The 25,210-nt window shown below is 60.7% G+C and carries 22 protein-coding genes; 18 read left to right on the top strand and 4 right to left on the bottom strand.

The window, feature by feature from the left end; all coding sequences use genetic code 11:
• The first annotated feature begins 4 nt into the window (after positions 1-4).
• The 7 genes from L0U82_RS22670 to L0U82_RS22640 all read left to right on the top strand — a co-directional run bounded on the left by L0U82_RS22670 (position 5) and on the right by L0U82_RS22640 (position 9,398).
• On the top strand, positions 5-2,323 hold the full coding sequence (locus L0U82_RS22670; RefSeq protein ID WP_233834686.1) for a M23 family metallopeptidase: 2,319 nt from the start codon (positions 5-7) through the stop codon (positions 2,321-2,323).
• 12 nt (positions 2,324-2,335) lie between these two features.
• On the top strand, positions 2,336-2,746 hold the full coding sequence (locus L0U82_RS22665; RefSeq protein WP_233834684.1) for a hypothetical protein: 411 nt from the start codon (positions 2,336-2,338) through the stop codon (positions 2,744-2,746).
• Entirely contained in the window at positions 2,734-3,450 is a 717-nt protein-coding gene (locus tag L0U82_RS22660) for a hypothetical protein (RefSeq protein WP_233834682.1), read from the top strand. Before L0U82_RS22665 ends, L0U82_RS22660 begins: the two co-directional genes overlap by 13 nt.
• A gap of 184 nt (positions 3,451-3,634) precedes the next feature.
• The gene (locus tag L0U82_RS22655) at positions 3,635-4,252 is read left to right on the top strand and encodes a hypothetical protein (protein ID WP_233834681.1); all 618 of its coding nucleotides are present in this window, start codon (positions 3,635-3,637) and stop codon (positions 4,250-4,252) included.
• Between the two features lie 16 nt (positions 4,253-4,268).
• A complete protein-coding gene (locus L0U82_RS22650; RefSeq protein WP_233837449.1) occupies positions 4,269-4,529 on the top strand; it encodes a PAAR domain-containing protein in 261 nt (86 codons plus the stop codon).
• Positions 4,487-5,836 carry a hypothetical protein gene (locus tag L0U82_RS22645; protein WP_233834679.1) on the top strand — a complete coding sequence of 450 codons (1,350 nt, stop codon included), beginning with the start codon at positions 4,487-4,489 and terminating at the stop codon, positions 5,834-5,836. The genes L0U82_RS22650 and L0U82_RS22645 overlap by 43 nt, the downstream gene beginning before the upstream one ends.
• Positions 5,802-9,398: an ImcF-related family protein gene (locus L0U82_RS22640; RefSeq protein ID WP_233834677.1), complete on the top strand. Its 3,597-nt coding sequence runs from the start codon at positions 5,802-5,804 to the stop codon at positions 9,396-9,398. The genes L0U82_RS22645 and L0U82_RS22640 overlap by 35 nt, the downstream gene beginning before the upstream one ends.
• A gap of 52 nt (positions 9,399-9,450) precedes the next feature.
• Here the strand turns inward: L0U82_RS22640 and L0U82_RS22635 are convergent, their stop codons facing one another.
• Positions 9,451-10,164, bottom strand: coding sequence for a DUF899 family protein (locus L0U82_RS22635; RefSeq protein WP_233834675.1), 714 nt, complete (start codon positions 10,162-10,164; stop codon positions 9,451-9,453).
• 345 nt (positions 10,165-10,509) lie between these two features.
• On the opposite strand from L0U82_RS22635, the gene L0U82_RS22630 reads away from it, so the two are divergent.
• Positions 10,510-11,436, top strand: a complete 927-nt coding sequence (locus tag L0U82_RS22630) for a LysR substrate-binding domain-containing protein (protein ID WP_233834673.1) — start codon at positions 10,510-10,512, stop codon at positions 11,434-11,436.
• A 120-nt stretch (positions 11,437-11,556) separates the two neighbouring features.
• Complete coding sequence (locus L0U82_RS22625; RefSeq protein ID WP_233834671.1) at positions 11,557-12,828, top strand: MFS transporter; 1,272 nt, start codon at positions 11,557-11,559, stop codon at positions 12,826-12,828.
• 51 nt (positions 12,829-12,879) lie between these two features.
• On the opposite strand, the gene L0U82_RS22620 is transcribed toward L0U82_RS22625, so the two are convergent.
• On the bottom strand, positions 12,880-13,485 hold the full coding sequence (locus tag L0U82_RS22620; RefSeq protein WP_233834670.1) for a peroxidase-related enzyme: 606 nt from the start codon (positions 13,483-13,485) through the stop codon (positions 12,880-12,882).
• A gap of 176 nt (positions 13,486-13,661) precedes the next feature.
• Here L0U82_RS22620 and L0U82_RS22615 point away from each other — a divergent pair, with 176 nt between their 5' ends.
• The 9 genes from L0U82_RS22615 to L0U82_RS22575 all read left to right on the top strand — a co-directional run bounded on the left by L0U82_RS22615 (position 13,662) and on the right by L0U82_RS22575 (position 22,254).
• A complete protein-coding gene (locus L0U82_RS22615; RefSeq protein ID WP_233834668.1) occupies positions 13,662-14,078 on the top strand; it encodes a cupin domain-containing protein in 417 nt (138 codons plus the stop codon).
• Positions 14,079-14,401: 323 nt separating this feature from the next.
• Positions 14,402-15,421, top strand: a complete 1,020-nt coding sequence (locus L0U82_RS22610; protein ID WP_233834666.1) for a rhodanese-like domain-containing protein — start codon at positions 14,402-14,404, stop codon at positions 15,419-15,421.
• Between the two features lie 309 nt (positions 15,422-15,730).
• Complete coding sequence (locus tag L0U82_RS22605) at positions 15,731-15,928, top strand: hypothetical protein (protein ID WP_442793650.1); 198 nt, start codon at positions 15,731-15,733, stop codon at positions 15,926-15,928.
• A 339-nt stretch (positions 15,929-16,267) separates the two neighbouring features.
• On the top strand, positions 16,268-17,116 hold the full coding sequence (locus tag L0U82_RS22600) for a gamma-glutamyl-gamma-aminobutyrate hydrolase family protein (RefSeq protein WP_233834661.1): 849 nt from the start codon (positions 16,268-16,270) through the stop codon (positions 17,114-17,116).
• Positions 17,109-18,443 (top strand): glutamine synthetase family protein, encoded by a 1,335-nt coding sequence (locus L0U82_RS22595; protein WP_233834659.1) that lies wholly within the window; start codon positions 17,109-17,111, stop codon positions 18,441-18,443. Before L0U82_RS22600 ends, L0U82_RS22595 begins: the two co-directional genes overlap by 8 nt.
• A 42-nt stretch (positions 18,444-18,485) precedes the next feature.
• A complete protein-coding gene (locus L0U82_RS22590; protein ID WP_233834657.1) occupies positions 18,486-19,937 on the top strand; it encodes an aspartate aminotransferase family protein in 1,452 nt (483 codons plus the stop codon).
• Between the two features lie 295 nt (positions 19,938-20,232).
• Entirely contained in the window at positions 20,233-20,505 is a 273-nt protein-coding gene (locus tag L0U82_RS22585) for a hypothetical protein (RefSeq protein WP_233834656.1), read from the top strand.
• Between the two features lie 102 nt (positions 20,506-20,607).
• The gene (locus L0U82_RS22580; protein ID WP_233834654.1) at positions 20,608-20,889 is read left to right on the top strand and encodes a hypothetical protein; all 282 of its coding nucleotides are present in this window, start codon (positions 20,608-20,610) and stop codon (positions 20,887-20,889) included.
• Between the two features lie 633 nt (positions 20,890-21,522).
• Positions 21,523-22,254: a DUF2278 family protein gene (locus L0U82_RS22575; protein ID WP_233834652.1), complete on the top strand. Its 732-nt coding sequence runs from the start codon at positions 21,523-21,525 to the stop codon at positions 22,252-22,254.
• Positions 22,255-22,375: 121 nt separating this feature from the next.
• Here L0U82_RS22575 and L0U82_RS22570 read toward each other — a convergent pair whose 3' ends face one another.
• Together L0U82_RS22570 and L0U82_RS22565 are read right to left on the bottom strand one after the other, a co-directional pair.
• Positions 22,376-23,512: a porin gene (locus L0U82_RS22570; protein ID WP_233834650.1), complete on the bottom strand. Its 1,137-nt coding sequence runs from the start codon at positions 23,510-23,512 to the stop codon at positions 22,376-22,378.
• A gap of 200 nt (positions 23,513-23,712) precedes the next feature.
• A complete protein-coding gene (locus tag L0U82_RS22565; protein WP_233834648.1) occupies positions 23,713-25,122 on the bottom strand; it encodes an MFS transporter in 1,410 nt (469 codons plus the stop codon).
• Positions 25,123-25,210 lie beyond the last annotated feature (88 nt).

Genomic DNA, 25,210 nt, shown 5'->3' with positions numbered 1-25,210 from the left:
TCTCATGATTATCAGCCCTCCGTTTTTGCCGGAATCCGGTCTCACCTCTGCTGACGGATCGAAGCCCGACCCTATGATGGACACGGTCGACAAATTCGAACTCGCCCATGGCATTTACCCGATCGCGTTCGACCGGCGCTGGCATTGCGGTGTCCATCTGGCGCCCGACGTGCATGGCCCGGTCCATGCGATTGCCGATGGTCAGGTCGTCGCGTACCGGGTCTGCCAGAACGCGATTGACTCGGGCAATAGCAACGCGGGCTTCGTCCTGCTCAGGCATTCGACCGAAACGGGCGATGGTCGCAACCTGACGTTCTATTCGCTGTATATGCATCTGCTGCCACTCGCCGAGTACCAGTCGTTCGGGCACGACGGGAGACGGTTGCCCGAGTTTCTACGCAAACCTACCGGTCAGGTTGCCGAAGGCGCGGTGGAACCTGCGGTGGCCGACGGTAACAACACGGTGCGGCGCAAGGACGTCATCGGGTTTCTCGGGCGCTACGAGGGCGTGACCTACACGCACTTCGAAATCTTCATGACGTCCCATGATTTCGATACGTACTTTGGCAATACGCAACTCGATAGCGCCGCGCCGGACACGCCGACAGGTTCAGACTGCTGGGGGCACACGTACTACACGATTCCGGCCGGACAGCAGTTCTTTGCACTGCCGCCGGGAACGGACGCGCACAACAAACTGCATGGCATCGCGTTCGAAGCCGGCCAGACGGATACGAACGCGTCACCGCTCGTTGTCGAGGCCTACTTCAGCAAGGGGACGAAATACACCAACGTCTGGAGCGTCGCGACAGACGGCTCGCGCACATTGCTGACGGAGCAGCCAGTCGCCGAGGCCGATTACGAATACGATCTTTATCGCCGTGCGACAGCCCTCTACGGAGCGTGCCCGAGCGACGGCTACGAGATGCTGCGCTTCGGACGCATTCTCTCAACGCCCGCGACCCTTTCCGGGACAGCCTGTGCAACGTGGGTGAAAGTGACCTACGCGGCGGGAAAGCACGGCTATATCGACATCAACAGGTCGGAGATCAAAAAGCTGTCCGACGCTGATTTCCCGTCGTTCATGGGCTGGCAAAAAATCAGCGAGGGTAATACGCCGTTCGCCAACGATGGAATGTGTGATATCGACGAGCTCAAAAAGCTCGTCAAGGATGCCGCGGAAAACGCACAGCCTGCGGAGTCGGCACAGACGACGGAAGTGCAACGGGCGGATGCGCTTTCGGGTTACGTCAGGAGCCGCGATGGGGTACGGCAGGCGTTACGTGGTTTTATCTGCAATGCGCCCAGTGAATGGAATAGCAGGAACAACGATACGCGTTATGCGGGGCTGCTCGGTGAGGGTGGTTTTTATTACGGCAACGAGACGGGTTATAACAAGTTTCTCGATTACCTGAAACAGATTCAATTTTGGGAGGTTACTGGGTTGCCGGATGAGGAGAATTTGTGGTTCTTTCATCCGCTTGCGTTTATTCGGCAGTTTAGAACGTGTGGATGGATTGGGACAGAGGAGTTGCAGCAATTAATCCCAGCGCACGCATGGCTAACTCAAAGCGGATCGCTTCGAACACCGACGTCTAATACGCTGACGTCGACACAAGTAGTTGCCCGAATTTCCCCGCATCTTTCAAGTCTGAACAAGACGATTAGAAAATACTCACTTAACTCCTCTCCGGAAAGGCTTGCGATTTTTTTGGCACAAACATATCTCGAGACCGATCGATGGAAGACCTTCAAGGAATATGGACAAGGTGCTACCAACCCCAATATTCCGGGAGCCCAATACTATGCCGCATTCTATGGTCGAGGGATCATGCAGTTGACATGGGCTAGTGCATATGAAGCGTATGGGAAATTTTCAGCAAAATCAGATAATCCTGGGGTGTATATTGATCCACGAATTACCCAAACATCTCTTCATTATTTTGACGACCCAAGACATAAAGATGCTAATGGGCACATTACTATAGTTGGAATCCCGAAGCGTTGGGGGCCGCGGCATGATCCCGACGCCGTTGGGACTAATTCGTTGACGGCATGTGATAGCGGAGGATTCTTTTGGGTTTGGAAGCATCATGACGGGAGCAGAAATATTAACCGAGTTGCCGACTTGGGCATTTCACCGGAAACAATTCACAGAGTTAATATTCTTGTGAATGGTGGTTTTTTCGGCTATTTTGAAAGATTTGCTTTTACCTGGTATGCGAGAGATATATTTACCGACTGGCTACCTTCTGCTACGAGCGTTAATGTAGCAACCCCGAGACATACTACAGTCGCAATTGATCTGACGCGACCCGCATAAAGGACTATTTCCATGAAAATTGCTTTCTTCATTTTTTTACTGACATCTATGGCGCTTGTATCCGGCGGTACGTTTTCACAGACGCCGGCTGCTGATATTTACACACAGTGTATAGCCCGGACGAAACATGATCGCCTTAGTTGTCAGACTGGCTGCGGAATGATTGTTCAGCAATGCTACGACGAAGGAATTGCGGACATAAACAATCAGATAACCAAGCTAAAAAATGATATCAAGACCAGAAATGGGATTGCATGCGCAAACCTTGCAGATAACTATTTAACTGAAGCCTCGCATATGGAAAGCATGATCGAAAAACAAACCGCCAATCTGACGGGGTGGATTGGTAGCGAATTATCCCTCAATTTCGCACGACAGCGCCTGGCCAATGTCTCCCTGATTAATAAATCATGCAAATCATAGAACTTGAAGTAATGAAGCGTCAACTTGTTATGCTTTGTTTGCTATTGACCTCCGTGGTTTATGGTCAGTCGAAGTCTGATGCAGCTCACATTCAGGGGGTTGGCAGTAATCCCACCAATCCAAAGGTGGTCGATCAGTGCGGGATGTCATTTGACACTCCCGATTTAAAAAGTGTATCTGATCAAACTATTGGATTTGGATGCACGGGTTCGTACAAGAACGGCGAAAAAGCAGTTATGGATATGGATTTTCAATATGATCCAAATTTTAATCCGCGCGGCGGAGACAATATTAGCTTCATTGTTGAACAAGTGAGTGTTGACAAGAAAATATCTGACGGACGCGGTAGCATATTTCAGATAAGCCTTGATGGCGACCATCTTAATTTGTCTCCCGAAGTTGCGTACAAGGAATCGAATTGCGGGAACCCTGTAATCAAGACAACAATTTCACCGATTAGGAGAGGAAATTGGCACGGCTGGATCGCCGAAGAATCATTCTCCAAAGCGAGCGGGCGCTGTGTACCGGCCAAGGAATATACAGACCGCTACAGATGCATTCATGTAATGGTGGGTAACGACAAAATGTCTGCGCAATTGAACGGCGTTTGCTTATTACGGAAGCGCGAATATAGCTTGGAAAACGGATTTAGTTATGATTTGTTTTTCAATATGATGAAAACCCTTCGATTTAGCGAAAATTGAGGAGATTTCAAAATATTTTATCTCAACGACCCGCATCCGCGCAGATTGAATTCGGAGATTGATATTTTTGAAATCAAAAAATTACAACAATTAATAATAAATTAAAATGGCGATTATATCGATTTTGATCAACATCTTGATCTCCTCCACTCTGACAAATATATCACTTCGGGAGAGTTCGAAAATGCACGAAATCGAAAAAGGTTTGTTTGCGTTGGCATCGATTTTTATCGTCGGAATCGCATATGCAAATACTACTTACCAGGTAGCAGAATCATCACTAAAAATCGACGATTCTAGAATGTGTTTGCTTGATAAGACTCCGCTTTACGCAGTCGAGAGCTTCGACAAATCGGCGGTCATAGTCTCTGAGGCAGGCTATGTCACGAAACAAGAACTGACTAATTGTCGGATTGGACGAGCGGTACACGTCCTCTCGATTCCATCGAACGTGGGTGTGCTATCCGATATAAACCTCTCGAAAGGTATCTATGTTGCCCTCGATTTTGTTAGCACGCAGCCATTCGCATATCTAGCTACCGTTGCCCATATTGGAACATCGCGAAACCTTGTGTCGTTAAAGGGCGCGTATGTTAAAGGCCAGAAATTTAGCGAACTGCAGAAAGCCGCTTTTGGTGGTAGCGGCGAGGCGGGAACTGCAATCATCTCTCCCGACGGGCGTTATGTTGCGCCCACTGGGCAAATGGACTGCTCACAAGATGCGTATCCGGGAGTGTGGGACGTCTATCGCAACCGACATGTCGTGGCGACGGATGACGCCTGCTCCGCACTCTTTAAATGAAAATGAAATCGTCGAAATGAAATCCCCCATCCGCAAAGGCGACAAACTCGAAAACGGCGGCGAAGTCACAACCGGCTCACCCTGGACCGAATTCATGGGCCGCCCACTCGCGCGCAAAGGCGACACCGCGCTTTGCGACAGACACGGTCCGACCATCATCGACGAGGGCTACGACAAATTCCCCGACCGCGACGGTAAGCCAGTCGCTATGCACCACCACCATTGCGCATGTGGATGCCGCCTGATCTCATCGCTTCAGAACGTCAATATCGAATAATGCCGGTCGACCTTTCTGCAGCGGGACGCCCGAGCGCTTATCCGCGTCGGCCCCGGTTCTGGCCATGGTGGTTCTGCATCTGGCTCGCCTGCAACTTGTGCGGCGTTGCCATCGCGATGCTGCTCTGGCCGAAGGGCCTGGCGGCTAGCGGAGCATGGTTCTGGTTTTGCTTCGTCGCGGCCCCTAACGGCGTGTTCCTGATTCTGTTTGCCATCGAGCGCGCCGGCTACGAAGGCCTCTGGTACCGCGCGTATTGGCGCAATCATCATCGTAGCCGGTGGTTGGCGGAACGCCTACGCACAGCGCGCAAGCCGCTCCAGGTACTCGGCGTCGGCTACTGCCTGCCGCTCGGCGAACAGACACTCGCCGATGCGATTGTCTCGGGGAAGCGTCTGCCCATGGCGCAGATACCGCGTTCCGGTTCGGAACTCGTTATTCACGCCCGCTTCAACGAAGCGAACTGGATGGTCGACGAGCCCGTTATGTCTAGTCCCAATCCTGGCGAAGAACACATTGGCTCGGAGCAACCGTCAAAAAAGATTCAGCTGCTGACGCTCAAGATCGCGCAGGCACTTGCCCCTCTGGAGACGAGTCTGCGCGCCCTGACGTGCTACGAGCGGGTGTGGTGGCCGCAGGTTCGCGTACTGAGCGCCCAAGGCAGCGAGCAGGCAGACGTCGCGCGGGTAACCGAGGCGCTACGCATCGCAGACCTGCCGCCACTCGCGGTCCAGGCGACGTCCGATGCAGAGGGGTTGATGGTCGCCGATGCATGGCTCGACGCGCAGGAAGCACGACCGCTGCTCGTCGTAGCAACCGCATGGCATGAGGCTGGTCCGCCTGAAGGCAGCGCCGAAGGATGCGTCGCCGTACTTCTTGCGACGGGATATCTTCAGTTGCCGGACACGGTCAAGGTCGCCGCACTACTACATCGTCCCGTCGCGGGACTCGCCACGGAAGTCGAATATGGCTTTGCAAACGCCGCGGTATGGGGCAACGCTGACTTCGCCTCGATCGTAAGCGCGTGGATAACCCGTCCGGTAGATGGATGCGACAAGGCATTGCGCGCGGCCAATATGAATGCCATTGCAAAAGACGAGGCGCAGCGGCGCCCCGACCGTATCGTCGGTGACTTCGGTCACGGGAATGGCTGGCTTTCCGTCGCGGCGGCCATCGAGTCAGGCGCGGCAGACGGGCCACAACTCGTCATAGACGGCGCACAGTCCGCGCTGCTGCACATAACGCCTGCAACAACAGATAACAACCGGAATACTGATGACAGACCCCAGGCTTACCCTGCATTCGCTTGAGCCCGCTGCTGCGACAGAGGGAACCGCGCCGTCGAGCCGTCTCGCGATCTGGGGGCTACCCGTCGCGGCCTTCGTCGTCGCGCTGCTTGCCATCGGCATCGTATCGCTGCGCGGCGACATGGTTGGCGTGACCGCGGGCGAGCCGCGACTCAAAGCGATTATCGCCATTCTCATCACTCTCGCGATCGTCGTCATCGCTCATCTCGTGCTGTTCGCGACCGGCGCTTACCGCTTCACGGAACGGGTCTTTCGCGGCGAGACCGGCGATCGCACGACCGCGGCGAAGCCACTCAAGCGCGACGCTCGTCTGCAACGCATTTACGACGAACTGCGCGTCTCGCACGGCTGGCTCTGGCGTCGCCGCCTGCGCTGGCTGCTGATCAACGGCGCGGACGAACACATCGATCGGATAGCGCCCGGACTCAAGCAGCAGGGCATCATGCATATGGACGAAACCATCCTCGTGCATGTGTCACCGGATGGAGTCGAGACGGCGAAGTGGCTCGGCCAGATCCGGCAGTTGCGTCGCCGCCGTCCAGTCGATGCTGTCGTGCATGTCGCCCGCGCGGACCACACGGAAACCGAACTGCCCCGCGCACTCTCGGGCATCGCGACCGCGCTCGGCTGGGCCGCGCCCGTTACGCTTCTGTATCCGGTCGACGCACATGGCAACCCGTCGGAGCGCTTCGATGCCGTCGGCGCGTTCATGCCGAACAATTCGCGCAGACAGACAGAGGCCGTCGCCAGACTACCCAGACTGCTGAACGAGATCGAGCAGAAGTCCGCGGACGCGGGCCTGGTCCTTTGCACGCGGAATAACCTTCGGGTGATATGGCTGATCGAAGTCTCGAAGTACGTCGGCGATCATAGCGCGCGCATCGTCGAAGGCCTGCGGAAACTCGCTGCGTCGAACTGGCTGCGCGCACCACTCGCAGGCGTCATGTTTGCGCCGGTTTTTCCGGGGTCAACCGCCGTACCGATGCCGGTAGCCAATGGCGACGGAACACCCGACGAGCCCGCCAACGCACCGCTCGCAATAACCGTGACGCGCACGCAGCCCGCCGCGCTGTTGCCCGTATGGCGCGAAATCGCGGACGGATCGCCCCAATACCGGGGCCGCCGCGTCGGCTTCTACTGGCCCAACGCAATCGCGACACTGGTCACCGCAGCGGCAATCGCGTGGTGTGCGTGGATGACGGTCTCCTTTATCGGCAACCGGCAACTGGCGCGCGTGGCAAATCACACAGCGCAGACCGCTGTCGATGCAAAACCGCAAACCGCCGAATCCTGGCGCGCCCAACTTGCGCTTCAGCAACTGATGGAACAACTCGAATACCGTCGGCAGCACGGCGCGCCGTGGTACCTGCGCGCCGGCCTTGCTTCCAACGACGCGCTGCTGGATACCCTGTGGCAGCCATACCGTACCGTCGCGACCCGCAATCTACAGGCGCCGGTCGTACGAACCATCACCGATCTGCTCGAGGCTGCGGGTAAAGCCCGCGTCGATGCACTGCAATCGCAGGACGCTCGCGGCAGCACCTATAACGCGCTCAAGACCTACCTGATGCTCGGCGATCCCGCTCACGCCGATGCGAAGTTTCTCCAACGCACGCTCGTCTCCCTGTGGCGACGTCCAGTAGAAATGTCCGAAGGCGAGCGCGACGATACGGGCCGTCGGCTTGTGACCTTCTATGCGGATCATCTGAAGACCCATCCCGAATGGCGCATCACACCCGACGACATCCTCGTGAGTACGACCCGCAACATGCTGGTCACGCAGATGGGACTCGCGTCAGCCGACGACACCGTGTACCAGAGCATTCTCGACGACGTCAAAGGCAAATACGCGGATACGTCGCTGCAAACGTTGCTCAACGGCGCGGACGCGCAGGGGCTTTTCAATACGTCCCAGACGGTGCCAGGCATCTACACGCGGGCTGCATGGGACGGCATCATCGCGGATGCCATCGACAAGGCCGCAAGCGAGCGACGCGTGAGTGGCGACTGGGTGTTGACCGGCGCGCAGCCGTCGCAGACCATCGGTAACACGCTTGCACAGGGATCGATCCGCACCGGCGCCGCGAGCGATGAAAAGCGGGCCGCCGAAGCACTGAAGCAGCGGCTCACCGCACGGTACTTCGCGGAGTACACCGCGGCCTGGCAGACCATGCTCAACAGCCTCCAGTGGCAGCCAGCGACGAACCTGAATGGCGCAATCGATCAACTCACCCGCCTCGCCGACGCGCAGACCTCGCCGCTGATCGCGTTGATGAAGTCGGTGCAGTATCAGGCACAGGCGGGACGCCCCTCGCAGGCACTCACCGACAAGCTGGTGCGCAAGGCGCAAAGTCTGATCCCCCAAGGGGACTTTCTGCAGGGCGTCGGCAACGACGACAACGCGCAGGCATCGACCGTCAATCCGCTGAACAAATCATTCGGCCCGCTGCTCGCATTGATGGGAGAGACTGGCGGCGCCGCGATGGACGGCGCGAACGGCACAAGCGGCAACGCAGGGACGTCGGCGAATATCGCGTTGAATGGCGTGAGCCTGTCACGCTATCTGACGGCCCTCACGACGATGCGCCTGAAGCTGCAGCAGATCGCGAGCAGTCCCGACGCGCAGGCGATGGCGCGCTCGCTTGCACAGGCAGTATTTCAGGGCAAGCTCTCCGAGTTGTCGCAAGCCCGCGATGACGCGGCACTGACAGCCGCAAGTCTCGGCTCCTCATGGGCGGGCTTCGGCAACGCGGCGTTTGAGCAGCCGCTCGAAGCCGCGTGGCAAACGATCCTGCAACCGGCCGCGGCAAGTCTGAACGAAGCATGGCGCACCAGCGTCGCCGCACCGTTCAATGCCGCGATGAGCGGCCGCTACCCGTTCTTCGATACGCAGGCCGATGCATCCTTCGCCGAACTCGGCCGTTTCGTGCGTCCCGACACCGGACTGATCGTCCGTTTCATGTCGACGCAACTGGCAGGTGTGCTGAAGCTCGAAGGCGATCACTGGGCACCGAACGAACTGGCGCCGCAGGCACTGCAATTCGATCCGAAGTTTCTTGCGGGGCTGCGCCAGCTATCGACGGTCGGCGCGCAGTTCTACATGAAGGGCGATGCCAACGAACGCTTCGAGATCATGGCCTTGCCGACGCCGAACGTGACGCGCTCGGAACTGTCGATCGACGGCAAGCAGATCGTCTACTTCAACCAGCAGGAAAGCTGGACGCCGCTCGCATGGCCCGGTGACGGCCTCAACGGGCACGCCGGTCTGACGTGGCAGACAATCAACGCGGGCCTCAGGCAGGCGTTCGATTCGACGGGCGACTGGGCGTTCCTGCGCCTGCTCGCGAAAGCCGACGTGAAGCAACTGGACAGCACCCGCTACCAGCTCATGTGGAACGATGCGAATGGTGACCCGTTGCGCTACGTGCTGCGCACGCAGGTCGGAGCCGGTCCGCTCGAACTGCTGAAGCTGCGCGGGTTCCAGATGCCCGAAAGAATTTTTGTTGTCGGCAAGGCGGGGGCCGCACCGATGCTGCCTCCCCTGCCGCCGGAATTGCAGCCATGACCGCATACTTCGGCACGTCGGCTCCAATGGTTCGACCCCACCACAATGCAGCTCAATACTCCAGCCTCGGATACCAATCAGTCCCACGCCCACCCGGCGTCGTATCCAGAATCGTCCATAACGGCATCAAATCAGGCGCGCCGCGCGGATCCTGCCCAGGGTCCGCGGTCGACGGTCCCATCTCCTCCGCCCAGAAGTGCCGGATCACGCCGCCCGAACGCGTGAAGACGTTGAACGCGGGATTGTCATCGCCGGCCGGATCTTCGCCCGCATAGTCGCGATTGAACGTGTTGCCGCCCGACGAATAAATCCGCAGATGCCGCCAGCCGCGCTCCTGTTTGAACGCGACCAGTTTGTCGATCGGCGCGCGGCCAATCACCGCGAACGCGACACGTTGCAGGATGTCGGGCATTTCGCCATCCCAGGCACTCAGCAGCGACGCGCACATCGGGCACGACCGCGCGCGTTGCGGACCGAACATCCAGTTGTACGTGATCAGCGTGTCGTGGCTGCCGAACATCTGCGATAGCGTGACCGGCCCCGCTTCACCGTCGAAGCGGTAATCCTCGGGCACGATGCCACCCGGCGGCAGCGCGCGGCGCTGCTCGGCGACCCGTTCGATCTGGCGGCGCAATTCGATTTCCGCCGCGAGCAATTCGTTGCGCGCGCGCCGGTATTCGGCGCTCTCGCCAGGAAAACGCGACGGCATGTCGGCCAGTTCGCGGGCCGGTTTCAGGATTTGCGTCGATACGTGTGCGTCAGTCATCAGCTATCTCCTCGTGAGAAATCGGGCGAAAAACGGACGAAAGGCGAGCGGCCGCGCGAGATGTCGGCCGCCCCTGCAATGACGACGAATGGGGCGACGGTGAATCGACAGTCGTTGTGAAAATTGTTGCGGCGGTTTTTTGCAGCGCCACTTGCTGGAGGCTTTTGCAGCGCGAGATGCCGCGCGACAGCGGCACCCACCGCAATCTCCCAGCGCGATTTGCCAGCCCGGCCGCTGCACGCTCGACAAACGCCGCCACAAGGTATGCTTGCGCGACACGACACATGCCACATGCCATCCGCCACTGCGACACGGCCCACGCGACGGCCGCCCTGGGGAACGCTTATGCCGCTTCGTCTGCCACCTTTGCCCGCGCTGCGTTTTTTCGAAGCGGCCGGCAGGCATCAGAGTTTCAAGCTCGCGGCCGCCGAGCTGAATGTCACGCCGAGCGCGATCAGCCATGGCATCGTCGGTCTCGAAGCGGCGCTCGGCGTCGAACTGTTCGTGCGCGAGCCGCGCGGCATCTCGCTGACCGCGGTCGGCGCCGATTATCTGTCGTATGTCGCCGAAGCTTTTTCGCTGATCGCGATCGGCACGCAACGTCTGCCGAATCATCGCGCCGATCGTCCGATCGCGCTCAGTTGCGCGCCGACCTTCGCGTCGCGCTGGCTGCTGCCGCGTCTCGCCGCGTTTCGCGCGCGCTGGCCGAACGTCCATGTCAGCGTGGACACGTCGCATCGGCAAGTGGGCTTCCCGGTCGATGGCTTCGATTTCGCGGTGCGCATGAGCCGCGCACCGGTCGCCGGCACCGCGTGGACGCGTCTGTTCGGCGAGCGGCTGGTGCCGGTATGCAGCCCCGCCTATCTGGACACATTGCGCGACGAACGCGGCGAAATCAGCCTGCGACACGCGACGCTGATTCACGTGAACGCCGCGAGCGAGGACTGGCGGGCATGGCTCGACGCGACCGGCACCGAGGGCATCGACGCGGCGGCCGGCGGCCTGCGCGTCGACACGATCCAGCTGGCGTTCGAAGCGGCCAGCATGGGCTTGGGTGTCGCGCTCGGTCGCCAGCCGCTGGTCGACAGCGATCTCGCGAGCGGCACGCTGGTCGCCGCGCATACGGCCGCGATCGAATCGAGCACCGCCTACTGGCTGGTCAGCGCCGAGAACGCGGAAAGCGCGATCCGGCGGCCCGAACTGGCCGCCTTCAAGCACTGGCTGGCCGACGAGGCGGCGCAATTCGACGCGCCGCCATCGGCCGACAGCTAGCGCGGCCGGGGAACGGTCAGTTCGGCACATATAGGTGAGCCGCGCTCACCTGTCGTCGAAAATTTTTCTTTTGCCGCCCGCGCGGCGGGCTGACACGATGATGGCCAAGGAGAAACCATCATGTCGACTGCCTCTAGCAAACGCTACGCCCCCGCTCTCAATCCCACGACAACCACGCTGGTGATCATCGCCGGCGCGCTCGTTCTGAGCGCCGCGATGGGCATCCGGCAGACCTTCGGCCTGTTCATCGGGCCGTTCTCGTTCGATCGCGGCGTACCCGTCACGCAGATCGCGTTCGCGATCGCGCTGCACAATCTCGTGTGGGGTTTCGCGCAGCCGTTCGCGGGCGCGGCCGCCGATCGCTACGGCTCGGCGCCGGTCGTCGCGTTCGGCGCGACGACGTTCGCGGCCGGCCTCGGGATCGCGGCCGTCGCGCCAGGCGGTGCGCTGCTGATCGTCGGCATGGGGCTGCTGGTCGGCATCGGCGTCAGTTGCACGACGTTTGGCGTGGTGCTGCCGGCGGTCGGCCGCATCGCGTCGCCCGAAAAACGCAGTGTCGCGATGGGACTCGTCAGCGCCGGCGGCTCCGTGGGGCAGGTGCTGATGGTGCCGCTCGTGCAGGTGGTCCGGCTGCATGGCGGCATCGCGACGTCGCTCGTCGTGCTCGCGTTCGTGATGCTGCTGGTCGCGCCGCTCGGCATCGTGCTCGACCGCCGCAATCCGGCACGCGCGGCCGGCCAGCTTCAGGACTCAACGGAGGAAAAAGCCGTGCCGCTGCGCGAGGTGCTCGCGCAGGCCACGCGCCATCGCGGCTATCTGCTGCTGACGCTCGGCTTTTTCACCTGCGGCTTCCAGCTCGCGTTTATCGCGACGCATCTGCCCGAATATCTGACGCTGTGCCATATGCCGCTCGGACTCGGCGCGACCGCGCTCGCGCTGATCGGGCTGTTCAATATGGCCGGCAGTTGGGCATGCGGCTGGCTGGGCGGCCGGTATCGTCAGCATCATGTGCTCGGCTGGCTGTACGTGGTCCGCAGCGTAACGATCGGCGCGTTTTTCCTGCTGCCGAAAAGCCCGACCTCCGTAGTGATTTTCGCGGCGGTGATGGGGCTCACATGGCTCGGCACCGTGCCGCTGACGAGCGGACTCGTCGCCAAAGTGTTCGGCACGCGCCATCTCGGCACGCTGTTCGGCATATGCTTTCTGAGCCATCAGATCGGCTCGTTTCTCGGCGCGTGGCTCGGCGGCCTCGTGTTCGATCTGACCGGCTCGTATGCGTTGCTGTGGGACGCAACGGTCATCGCCGGCCTGATGGCCGCGATGCTGCACTTTCCGATCAACGATACGGCGGTGCGAACCGGCGCGCCGCATGCGGAACCCGCGCGCGGCTAACGTGGCCGGACTGCTTCGATGCCGCCGTTGCGTTGCTATATCCAGCCGACGCTATTTTTTCGGCGCATCCGCGACGGCTTTCGGCACGCGTCCCATCAGGTAGAACTCGTCGTTCGGACGCATCGAGATCACATTGGCCATCCGGTTCGACAGACCGAAAAACGCGGTGATTGCCGCGATGTCCCAGATGTCTTCATCCGTGAAGCCATGGCCGCGCAGCGTCTGGAAATCTTCTTCGCCGACGGTGCCGGACGCGCGGCACACCTTCAGCGCGAAATCGAGCATCGCTTTCTGACGCTCGGTGATATCGGCCTTGCGATGGTTGACCGCGACCTGATCGGCAAGCAGTGGCGCCTTCTCGTAGATGCGCAGAATCGCGCCGTGGGCCACCACGCAATACAGGCAATCGTTGACCGCGCTCGTCGCGACCACGATCATCTCGCGCTCGCCTTTGGTCAGGCCGCCTTCCTTCAACATCAACGCATCGTGATAGGCGAAAAACGCGCGGAATTCGTCGGGCCGATGCGCGAGCGTCAGAAACACGTTCGGTACGAAACCCGCTTTTTCCTGCACTTCGAGGATACGGGCGCTGATGTCCGCGGGCCACTCGGCGGGCTCCGGCACCGGGTAACGGCTGATCGGCTGAAGGGGGGTCATACGCTGTCTCCGTGACGTCTGTATGGGTATGGGGACGATTCTAGCAACGCGCGCTGCACTGTGCGGCTCATGGTCCACTGCGGCTGCATTGCGTCGGACATTGCCGCCTGTATCGTCTAGACTTCCAGTTCGGCATGCGTGAGCCGCACGACGCGGCGACCACTACAGGAGTGACCATGTCCAACGATACGCGCGACGCGCGAGCACGCGTCGTCAAGGTACGCCCCGAGCACGAAATGGCGACGATGCAGCGGCTGCCCTACTTCGTCGGTATTTCGGCGAGCACCGCGGGCACTACGGGCCTGTCGATGTATATGGTCGTCGTGCCGCCGGGCGGCCATGCGGAGCCGCACTATCACGCCGACTACGAAACCGCGATCTATCAGCTCGAAGGCAGGATCGAAACGCGCTACGGGCCGGGTTTGCGCGAGTCGATCATCACCGAAGCGGGCGACTTTCTGTTCATTGCGCCGGGCGTTCCGCATCAGCCGTTCAATCTCGACGCTACCCACGCCGCGCGCGCGATCGTCGCGCGCAACCATGCGGACGAACATGAACGCGTGGTGCCGTACGATCCGTCAGAGGATGACTGAGCCTGCTTGAGCAGTTAGGCCGCGATGTAAGCCGCGTTTGCGTTCATCTGTTAAGCAGCTCGTTGCAGATGGTCTGAGCGCTGGCATCGCATCGCCGCCGTGCGTGCTCGCCGTTCGTGACCCCACAGGCTCGTATCCTTTCACAACGCCTGCGCGTCACCTGTGCTTAAATCCGTGTTTCGCGCCGGCGCGCGTGATGCCGCCGTGTGTGTCAGCCGCATGCCTGCGAGCTTGCATCGCTTCGTTCGAGCTATGCAACGCACGCAACGCAAGCACGCGTGAATCTTTCCCCTCTCTTTCCCTGCTTTCACAGGAGCGCGGTTGTGTGGCATTTCCCGGTTGCTATTCCACCTACCCTCGGCGTATGGGCCGTCTTCATGAGCGTGCTGGTTACGCAACTCGGCCTGCCGGTACCGGCCGCGCCGATGCTGATTCTCGCGGGAACCATGGCCGAGATGGGACAAACCTCGTATGCCAGCGTGATCGGCGCGGCGGTCGGCGCGACACTGCTCGCTGATACGCTATGGTTTTTCACCGGCCGCGCGTATGGCCGCCGTCTGTTGAATGCTTTGGTGCGCTTCTCGCTGTCGCTCGATACAGCCGTAGGCATCGCGCGCAATACCTATGAACGCTATGGCGCGCCGATTCTGACGATCGCGAAGTTTCTGCCGGGGCTCGGGCTCGTTTCCGCGCCGCTGCTCGGCACGACGGCCATCGGTATCGGCGTATTCCTGTGGTGGGATCTGGTCGGCGCGACGCTGTGGGCGAGCGCATGGATCATCGGCGGTGGCGCGCTGCACGATCAGATCGTGCAATTGATGCTGCTCGTGCGGCACAACGGCGGCACGATCTTCGATACGTTCGCGGCAATCTTCGCGGCGGTGCTGCTTTATCGCTGGCTGCGCCGTTTGCAGTTTCGCCGCTGGCTCGCGCATGTGCGCATTTCGCCCGACCAGCTCGACGAGATGATGAAGTCGAACGAACCGCCGCTGATTCTCGATGCGCGTCCCGCCACCGTGCGCGACAAGGAATCGCATCGTATTGCCGGCGCGCGGCCGCTCGATCTCGAGTCTCCCGATCCGATTCATCCGGCGTATCTGAAGCGGCCGATCGTCGTCTATTGCGTGTGCCCGAACGAAGCAACCGCCAAGCATATCGTCAAACAATTGCATCGCAAGAACATCCATCATGTGCGCGCGCTGAAGGGCGGCCTCGATGCATGGGAAAAGCGCGGTTATCCGGTCGAGCCGCTGCCGCCCGACTTCAATACGGCGATGGCGCATTTGCTCGAAGACCAGGGCAACGAAGGCGAATACACGGTGCGCGCGCGGCTCGCGGAATAACGGGAAATAACGCAGGAGTAACGCTTATCGCGCCCGATGCCACGGGTCGCAATAACAAAAATAAATTGACGGCATTAATGGCTCGTATATGCTTGCTATCAGGTGTTCGTCGTGGCTGCATCGATAAAACAATGAAACAGATACTGTATTAAGTACTGTCCTATGTTTTACTGTGCCGCGAATCCGTTTCGCATTCGCTGACGACGATCACCGCGCGTCCTGCTTCTTCAATGTCCATCGTTGTTCGAATCAGGCCGCACCATACCCTCAACAACGCAGAGTGTCATCGTGAGAGTCCGAGGCCCCTTGGTGAGCTGGAATCGCAGTCACGCGAGTGGTATCCGCGCTGACCGCGCCATCGCCGACGGCAGCAACGGCAGCCTTGCGTTTCGCCGCTTCCTGTCCGTCCTCACAGTCCCGTCGCGCCGTTGCATTCGGCGCCGCAATACGATCTCCCGCGCCTTCATCGCCGTGCGCAAAGACGACGTCGCTTCGCTGCTGCCGTAGCGCCTCTCTCCTTTCGCTGTTCGATTCGTTTGTTTGCCCGTTGGCGCTGCGCGTGCGTGCATGCGTGGCCGGCAAATTGTCGGCTTGCGTTCGCGTAATCCACGCGATGCACGCGATGTGTTCGGCCGCCTATACGTTTTTGCGCGGCATTAGCTGGGCAACGAACTGAATTGAACCGCCTTTTCGTCTGATAAGCGCTGCACGGTCTGGTATTCGCTTTTGCGTTTTTTGCCAAACGTCTGCTTTTAATCGTTCGCGCTTATTCAACACCGTTCACTCGATGCACGGTGTCGGCTCAACACGTCTATTCGCTTTACCTATTCGTTTTACCTATCCGTTATGCGAGACAAACCACTCGTGGCAATCAGTGCCGACAGAACCCTGATCGGTCCGCATCCGGTCCATGCGGTCGGCGAGAAATACATCGCCGCGATCGTCGATGGCGCTCAGGCTCTCGCGATGCTGCTGCCGGCACTCGGCGAACGTCAGCGCATCGATCACGTTCTCGCTGAGGTCGATGGCCTGCTGTTCACCGGCAGCTATACGAACGTCGAACCCCAGCACTATGACGGTGTTCCCAGCGCGACGGGAACACCGCACGACGCCGCGCGCGATGCGACTACGTTGCCGCTGCTGCGCGCAGCGATCGACCGGGGTATCCCAGTGCTTGCGATCTGCCGCGGCTTGCAGGAGATGAACGTCGCGTTCGGCGGCAGCCTGCATCAAAGCATTCATGCGGTGGCGGGACTGAACGACCATCGCGAGAACAAGGACGATCCACTGGACACGCAATACGCCGCGTCGCACACGATCACATTGACGGCAGGCGGTCTATTGCAACGCATCGCGGGCGGGGCGAGCGAAGCGCGTGTGAATTCGCTGCATGGCCAGGGCATCGATCGGCTCGGCGCAAGGCTCACGGTTGAAGCCACCGCGACAGACGGTCTGATCGAAGCCATCAGCGTGCGCGACGCGCGTGCTTTCGCGCTCGGCGTGCAATGGCACCCGGAATGGAAGCATGCCGACGACGCGTTATCGAGCGCGATATTCCGCGCATTCGGCGACGCCTGCCGCCAGCGCATGCTCGCGCGCAACGCTCACGACACTCACAACACTCGTCACGCGACAGAAACGCCATGCACACGCGAGTCATTCGCGGATCAAAACAGCGAGAACAATCATGCATGACATCGATGAATTCCTTAAGAAGCACCACGTCACCGAAATCGAAGCGATCATTCCGGACATGGCCGGCATCGCGCGCGGCAAGATCATTCCGCGCAGCAAGTTCGAATCCGGCGAGTCGATGCGTCTGCCGCAAGCGGTGATGGTGCAGACCGTGACCGGCGAGTATCCGGAAGGCGGCTCGCTCACCGGCGTGACCGACCCCGACATGGTGTGCGTGCCCGACGCGAGCACGATCCGGATGATCCCGTGGGCGGTCGATCCCACCGCGCAGGTGATTCACGATTGCGTTCATTTCGATGGCACGCCGGTCGAAATCTCGCCACGCTGCGTACTGCGCCGCGTGCTCGATCTTTATAAAGCGCGCGGCTGGAAGCCGGTGATCGCGCCGGAACTCGAGTTCTATCTGGTCGATATGAATCGCGACCCCGACCTGCCACTGCAGCCGCCAATCGGCCGTACCGGTCGCGCGGAAACGGGACGCCAGGCGTATTCGATCGAAGCGGTCAACGAATTCGATCCGCTGTTCGAAGACATCTACGAGTACTGCGACGTGCAGGAGCTCGAAGTCGATACGCTGATTCACGAAGTCGGCGCCGCGCAGATGGAAATCAACTTCATGCACGGCGATCCGTTGAAACTGGCGGACAGTGTGTTTCTGTTCAAGCGCACGGTGCGCGAAGCGGCATTGCGCCACAAGATGTACGCGACGTTCATGGCGAAGCCGATGGAAGGCGAACCCGGTTCGGCGATGCATATGCACCAGAGTCTCGTCGACGCGGAAACCGGCCGCAATCTGTTCACAGCCGCCGACGGCGAGCCGACCGCGCTGTTTACCAGCTATATCGGCGGTTTGCAGAAATACACGCCCGCGCTGATGCCGATCTTCGCGCCGTATATCAATTCATACCGGCGGCTGTCGCGCTTTATGGCCGCGCCGATCAATGTCGCGTGGGGTTACGACAATCGCACGGTGGGCTTCCGGGTTCCGCATTCGGGGCCGGCCGCACGCCGTGTCGAGAATCGCATTCCGGGGGTGGACTGCAATCCTTATCTGGCGATAGCCGGGACGCTGGCCGCCGGCTATCTGGGTATCACACAGCGGCTCGCCGCGACCGAACCGCTCGCCAGCGACGGCTACGCACTGCCCTATCAGTTGCCACGCAATCTCGAAGACGGCCTCACGTTGATGAACGCGTGCGAGCCGCTCGCCGAAGTGCTCGGCGACAAATTCGTGAAAGCCTATCTCGCGTTGAAAGAGACCGAATACGAGGCGTTCTTCCGCGTGATCAGCTCGTGGGAACGCCGCCATTTGCTGCTGCACGTGTGAGTGCAATAAGTGAAGGTCACGTCGAAAAATACGGAGAGCAACATGAGCTACAACGAAGCAATCGCGTGCACGCAAACGCTCGAAAAAGCCACGCATGAACCCACAGGCTCGCAAACGCGGCAAAGCTCCTCGCGCAGCACCGCCGAATACCGCGCACTCGATGCCGCGCATCATCTTCATCCGTTCTCGGATATGGGCGCGCTCAATCGCAGCGGCAGCCGCGTGATCGTGAAAGCACAGGACGTGTATCTATGGGATTCGGACGGCAACAAGATCATCGACGGCATGGCCGGGCTGTGGTGCGTGAATGTCGGCTATGGCCGCGAGGAACTGGCCGATGCCGCGTATCGGCAGATGCGCGAACTGCCGTACTACAACACGTTCTTCAAGACCACGCATCCGCCGGTGATCGAACTATCGGCGCTGCTCGCGGAGCTGGCGCCCGAACCGTTCAATCACTTCTTCTACTGCAATAGCGGCTCGGAAGGCAACGACACGGTGCTGCGCATCGTCCATCAATACTGGGCAACGCAGCGCCAGCCTGCGAAGAAGGTCGTGATTGCGCGCAACAACGCTTATCACGGTTCGACGATTGCAGGCGGCACGCTCGGCGGCATGGCCTATATGCACGAGCAGATGCCGTCGAAAGTCGAGAACATCGTCCATATCGATCAGCCGTATTTCTTCGGCGAGGCCGCTGCCGATCAAACGCCGGAAGAATTCGCGCTGGCCCGCGCGCGTCAGCTCGAAGCGAAGATCCTCGAACTCGGCGCGAACAACGTCGCCGCGTTTATCGGTGAGCCTTTCCAGGGAGCAGGCGGCGTGATCTTTCCGGCCGCTAGCTACTGGCCCGAGATTCAGCGCATCTGTCGCAAATACGATGTGCTGCTCGTCGCCGACGAAGTGATCGGCGGCTTCGGCCGTACCGGCGAATGGTTCGCGCATCAGCATTTCGGCTTCGAACCCGACCTGATCACGCTTGCGAAGGGGCTAACCAGCGGTTATGTGCCGATGGGCGCCGTGGGTCTGCATGATCGCATCGCCCGCGCGCTGATCGACAACGGCGACTTCAACCATGGGCTCACCTACTCCGGACATCCTGTCGCGGCCGCTGTCGCGCTCGCGAATCTGAAGCTGCTGCGCGACGAGAAGATCGTCGAGCGCGTGAAAACGGATACGGGTCCGTACTTTCAGAGCAAGCTGCGCGATACGTTCGCCGATCATCCGATCGTCGGTGAAATTAGCGGCGCTGGGCTTGTTGCTGGTCTGCAACTTGCCGAGGAGCCACGCATGCGCAAGCGTTTCGCGAATGGCGGCGAAGTCGGCAGCGTATGCCGCGATTTCTGCTTCAACGGCAATCTGATCATGCGCGCGAGCGGCGATCGGATGCTGTTGTCGCCGCCGCTCGTGGTCAGCCGGCCGGAAATCGACGAGATCGTGTCGAAGGCCAAGGTGGCGATCGACGCGACCGCGCGAGCATTTGGCAAGCTGTAACGCGCGATGTCGTTCCGGCACGGGCTTGCGCGCAAGCCCGTGCCGGCTTCTACCGATGAGTCCCCTCACCCTCGACATATCACGCCATGCTGTTTCAGCATGTGGCGTTCCCGCGCGAAACAGTCTTCATCACCGGCTCACGGCCCGCGCAGCGACCGCGTTGGCGCGGCTGTTCAGAAGCCGCGAAATACGCACACGCAAATTCCGATGTACTTTTTAAAAGCCGCCGTCCTATGCTTCAGATGTCGCCGCCCGCGCGTAACTTACGAGCATGCGAAATGCACGGAGCAATCCTGTGAAATTTCTGCGTAACCACGACGATGTAGCCAACGAACTCGCGCATATCAGCGCGATGATCCAGCGACTCGAACAGCTCGTACGGCACGACCATGACCATATCGATCTGCAGGCGACGGTAGTCACGCTGCCCGCTTACTGGCGAGCGCGCATCGAAGCCAATCTCGATGTTCCGCCGGAACTGGAACCTCAGGCCCAGGTATTGCTACATCGACTCGATGCGATCGATGCGGTTATCGAGCAGCGTGCGCATACGCCCGCCGGTTGCTGACGTACTGAATGAACCAGCACAGCGCAAAGCCGGATCTTCCTTACAAAGCGTCAATACCCACGGAGGAAGCAAACGATGATGCGAACCTATCAACACCGCGGATTGATCATCGACGTGGCGGTCGAGTCCGACTTTGTGCTTCGCCCCTGCGAACGCCAAGCGGTCCGCTCGCGCCATGTTGCGATCGTCACCCTGTATCGCAACGGCCACGCGATCGCGATTTTCTCGCCGCTGCGCTTCAGCAATGCGGGCGCGCAACCGTTCGATACCGAGGTCGATGCGCTGATGGGCGGATACAGCGCGGGCCGCCGCATCATCGACGACATGGTCGAGCACGACAACGACGCCGCGACTCCGGTCATGAGCATGGCCGTCCACGCATAGCTTCCTCTCACCGATGTCACGCCGCGCCTGACGGCGTATTAACAATGCGCGCCTGGCGGCCGGCGCATGGGCTCACGCCGCGGGTTGTTCTCCGGTCCGCTGTCCGCGTGGCTGTCAGACTTGTTCTGCGCGCCGTCTGCCGGCTTACGCTGCTGCTCGTGCAACTGGCCTCCGTAGCCCGCCCGGTCCAGTCCCGATGCAATGCGACTCGCCGCCTGCGCGGCATATCCAGCGCATCGCCCCACGACACGTGGCCGCATACACCTCTGCGCTCCACAAGCGTGCGATGTTCGCCGGTACGCTCGGTCACGAGCACGACCCATTGAAACGCTCCCTCCGAATCGCGGATGACTGTCGAGGTCACGAGGAAGTCCGCTATTTCTATCGTCTGCACGCGCATGGTCAGCTCCTTGCCCGCTCGCCTTTGAACCACGCGCATCGCGCGTGCCCGACATGACGTGCACGGATTTTTTCGCGCATGTTTGCGTCTATAACCAGGCTGGTCGCACGCATGGCCGGATGCCGGCCGGATGCCGGATCTTGAGATAGAAATACCAAGCCGGTCATGCTGCGGCAACAGACCCGCCCGATCATGGAATCGCTATCCGGTCAACTTCATAAGGCTATTCAGCAATGAACGAATACTGCATGTTCAAGGGCAAGCTTCTGCGCGCGGCGCCGTTCAAGGATTCGTATGTGGGCAGCCCGCACTACGTGATCACGATCTGCGCGGCGGACAACGTGCCATTCAACCTCGTCGTGAATTCCGCTTCGACGGAACCAGGAGAAGACGGCAACGACGACGTGTATTTCTATGCCGATCTGAACTTCACCGACCCGTTGACCGCGAAGCTCGAGGCGCTCGATCCCGGCCTCTACACGAGCGGCTTTCCGCGGCTCGACTACTGGCAGGACAGCAGCCTGCTCGACATCCACCGGATGCGTCCGGTGCCGTATGAAGATGAAAACGGCCAGCGCGCGGACGTCAACGACATCATCGACGAAATCCTGACCATCGATGAAAGCCAGCCGTCACAGAGCCTGCCGTTCGACAATGGCAGCGGCCAGTTGCGCAACCGCGATTACTGGACGCCGACAACGGCCGGAATCATCGTGTACGGCTTCGGCTTTCTGTTCCTGCCGAAAAAAGACGGGCTTCACGAGACCCATATGAATCAAGGCAATCCGCCGGGCAAGCACTACAAGGAAAACGGCGCGTTCCAGGACGGCGCGGTGATCGTGCAGCGCCCCGATGGCTTCGCCGCGATGTTCACCGCGTTTCAGACGCAGCAGCTTCCGACCAATGCGAAAGGCAATCCGACTCCGAACGCGCGTCCGTTGCCGGATTTCATTCGGCAAGGTTGAGCACAAACAACACCGCGGTCAGGCCCGAGTGGGGCTGGACCGCGGTACGCCGCTTCGGGGCTCATCAGCAACACCAGCAATAAGCGCCCGCGAATCCGGCGTGCTGTTCGCGCTTGCGCGCTCAGAAGCTATGCCGCAGCCCCGCCATCAAACCGAGCTGCCCCGCTCCCGGCGCCGGCGTCGTGCCGCCGCCACCCTGACTGACCGTATAGGCGGCCTTGTCGCTATTCCACAGATACGCACCCTGCAGATACACGGCGGTACGCTTGGACAGCAGATACGTGGTGCGTAGCGCGGCAATCGTGCCGCGCGCGTCGTCGCGGCTATTGACGATGCGATACACGCCGCTATCGACGATAAACGCCGGCGTCACCGGATATGAGGCCGTCAGATAAAACTGATCGGAATGCACATTCGGCGTGGCCGGCGAGACGGTGTCGACACGTCGGCCGATCCAGCCGCCGCCGAGCTTCAGGTTGCCGACGTGACCATAGCCGTTCAATTGCATGCGCACGTCCGTGTCGTTCGGGTTCGAGAAGTCGAACGAAGGCGTGCCGTCGTACAGATTGGCCAGCGCGCCTGGGCCGCCGTGCTGCTGATCGTAGGCCGCCGCGACGCCATAGCCGTTGCGGTCATAGCGCAGCATCGCCGACCACTCGCGACAGGTGGGTCCATTTCCTGCCGTCGGACCCGCGCACGTGCCCTGTCCCGGCGAATTGCCGGTGCCGGTCGCGTCGCGCCCGAACGACCACGTCGCGCCCAACGTAAAGCCGCCGTAGCTGCCCTTGTACGCGATCGTGTTGTCGCTGCGCGAACTCGGCAGGTATTGATCGAACGACGCGGTTCCGCCGTAGATATCGGGGCCGAACAGATCGGCATCCGACAACGCCCAGAACGTCATCGTGTACTGGCGCCCAAAAGTCAGCGCACCATACGCCGTATTCAGGCCGACCCATGCCTGGCGGCCGAACAATCGGCCGCCCTGATTCAGCGAACCGTTGCGCAGGTTGAAGCCGCTTTCGAGCGCGAAGATCGCCGACACGCCGCCGCCCAATCCTTCCGTGCCGCGTATGCCCCAGCGCGACGGGAATTCGCCGGTGATGCCCGGCATGCGCACGACGCTATCGCCCGCCGCATTCGCATGCGACACATATTCGATGCCGGTATCGACGATGCCATAGAGCGTCACGCTGCTCTGCGCGCACACCATCGTGCTGATGCTCGACAACACCAATGCTGCTGCAATCCGAAGTTTCATAGTCTCCATCGCTTCCTGTTTTAAGGCTTGTTTTGAATGCGCGTCGCGCTGCGCACCCGGCAATTTTTTAGTTCACAACGCGTATCGAATGCGCGTGCGCGATCCCCTCGCGGTACGCGAGGAATGAATGACAGCAGGGGAAAAATCAGATCGTGTCGAGCGGCCCCTCGCGATACGAACACATCGCGAGGGAGCGTCGATCAGTGCGCCGGTGCGGCACCTGCCCGCGGAATATGCCGGCGCACCACCGCCAATGCGACCAGCACCACAGCCATCGCAATACCGAGCATCAGCAGATAACCGAATGCGCCGCCCGCGGTGATCACCGCCGCGCCCGCGAATGCGCTCAGAATCGCGCCGACGCGGCCGAATGCGAGCGCCGACGCGGTGCCCGTGGCCCGCACGCTGGTCGGATAGACGTACGCGCACAGTGCGTACATCGTCGATTGCACTGCATTGACGAACAGGCCATGCAGCGCGAGGCCGACGATCATCAGCGTCGTGCTGTGCGTTGCGCTGACGCCGAGCAGCATCCACGCGCTCGCGACGCCGCCCGCGCAGCACAGCAGCAGCGGCCAGCGCGAACCATAGCGGCCGATCGCCAGCGCGCACAGCACTGCGCCGATCACGCCGCCGAGGTTGTAAGCGCTCAGACCGTAGCCCGCCAGCGAAACGCTGAGGCCTTCGCTCGTCAGCATCGACGGCAACCAGCTAAAGGCCGCATATACCGCGAGCAGACACATGAAGAACGCGCCCCAGATCGCCACGGTGTCGCGCGAACGGCCGTCGCGGAACAACGCGGTGAAGCCGACGTGTTTCTCCGCGCTTTGCTCGCGCACGTCGGTGAAGCTCGCCTCGGCCGGCACGTCGCGCTCCATGCGCCGCAGCAGCTTGACGAGCTCCGGCCAGCGGCGCGGACGGCGAGCGAGAAAGCGCGGCGATTCCGGCAACGCAAACAGCAGCACGATCGCGAGCAGAAGCGGCAGCACGCCGCCCGCGACGAACAGCCCACGCCAGCCATACACCGGCAGCACCTGGGCGGCGAACAGACCCGCGATCATGCCGCCAGCCGGCACGCACAGAATCGTCGCAGTCACCGCGAAGGTACGAAAGCGCGCGGGCGTAAATTCAGCGGTCAGCGTGGTCGACGAAGGCAACGCGCCGCCGATGCCAAGCCCCGCGACAAAGCGCAGCGCCGCGATTGCCGCGACGTTCGGCGCGAGGCTGATCGAGCACGTTGCAATGCCGAACACGAACACGCTGCCGATCACCGCCCAGCGCCGGCCAAAGCGATCGGCGAACAAACCCGCGAATGCGCTGCCGATGCCCATGCCGATCAGCCCCGACGCAACCACCGGTGCAAACGCATTGCGCGTGATATTCCACTCCTTGATCAGCATCGGAATCGCGAAGCCGATCAACTGGCTGTCGAACCCATCGACGATGATCGACAGTGCCGCGAGCACCACCGCGATCTTCTGCAATAGCGTGTACGGACCATCGTCGAGCGCGTGACCGATATCGACCGCGCCGCTGCGCGTGATGCCGGCAAGCGCCGCTTCGTCGCGCGCGCTCGAAGCCGTCGCGGAAGCCGGAGGAACGTAATTCATCAGCTTGTCTCCATGATTTGCGCTGGGTGCGCGTTTATCTTTTTTGGGTGCCGTCAAGTATGGCCAGCGCCGGATGCGATGGGCATTT

This window comes from Paraburkholderia sp. ZP32-5 (assembly GCF_021390495.1).
GTDB lineage: Bacteria > Pseudomonadota > Gammaproteobacteria > Burkholderiales > Burkholderiaceae > Paraburkholderia.
This window is presented reverse-complemented; position numbering and strand designations above follow the sequence as displayed.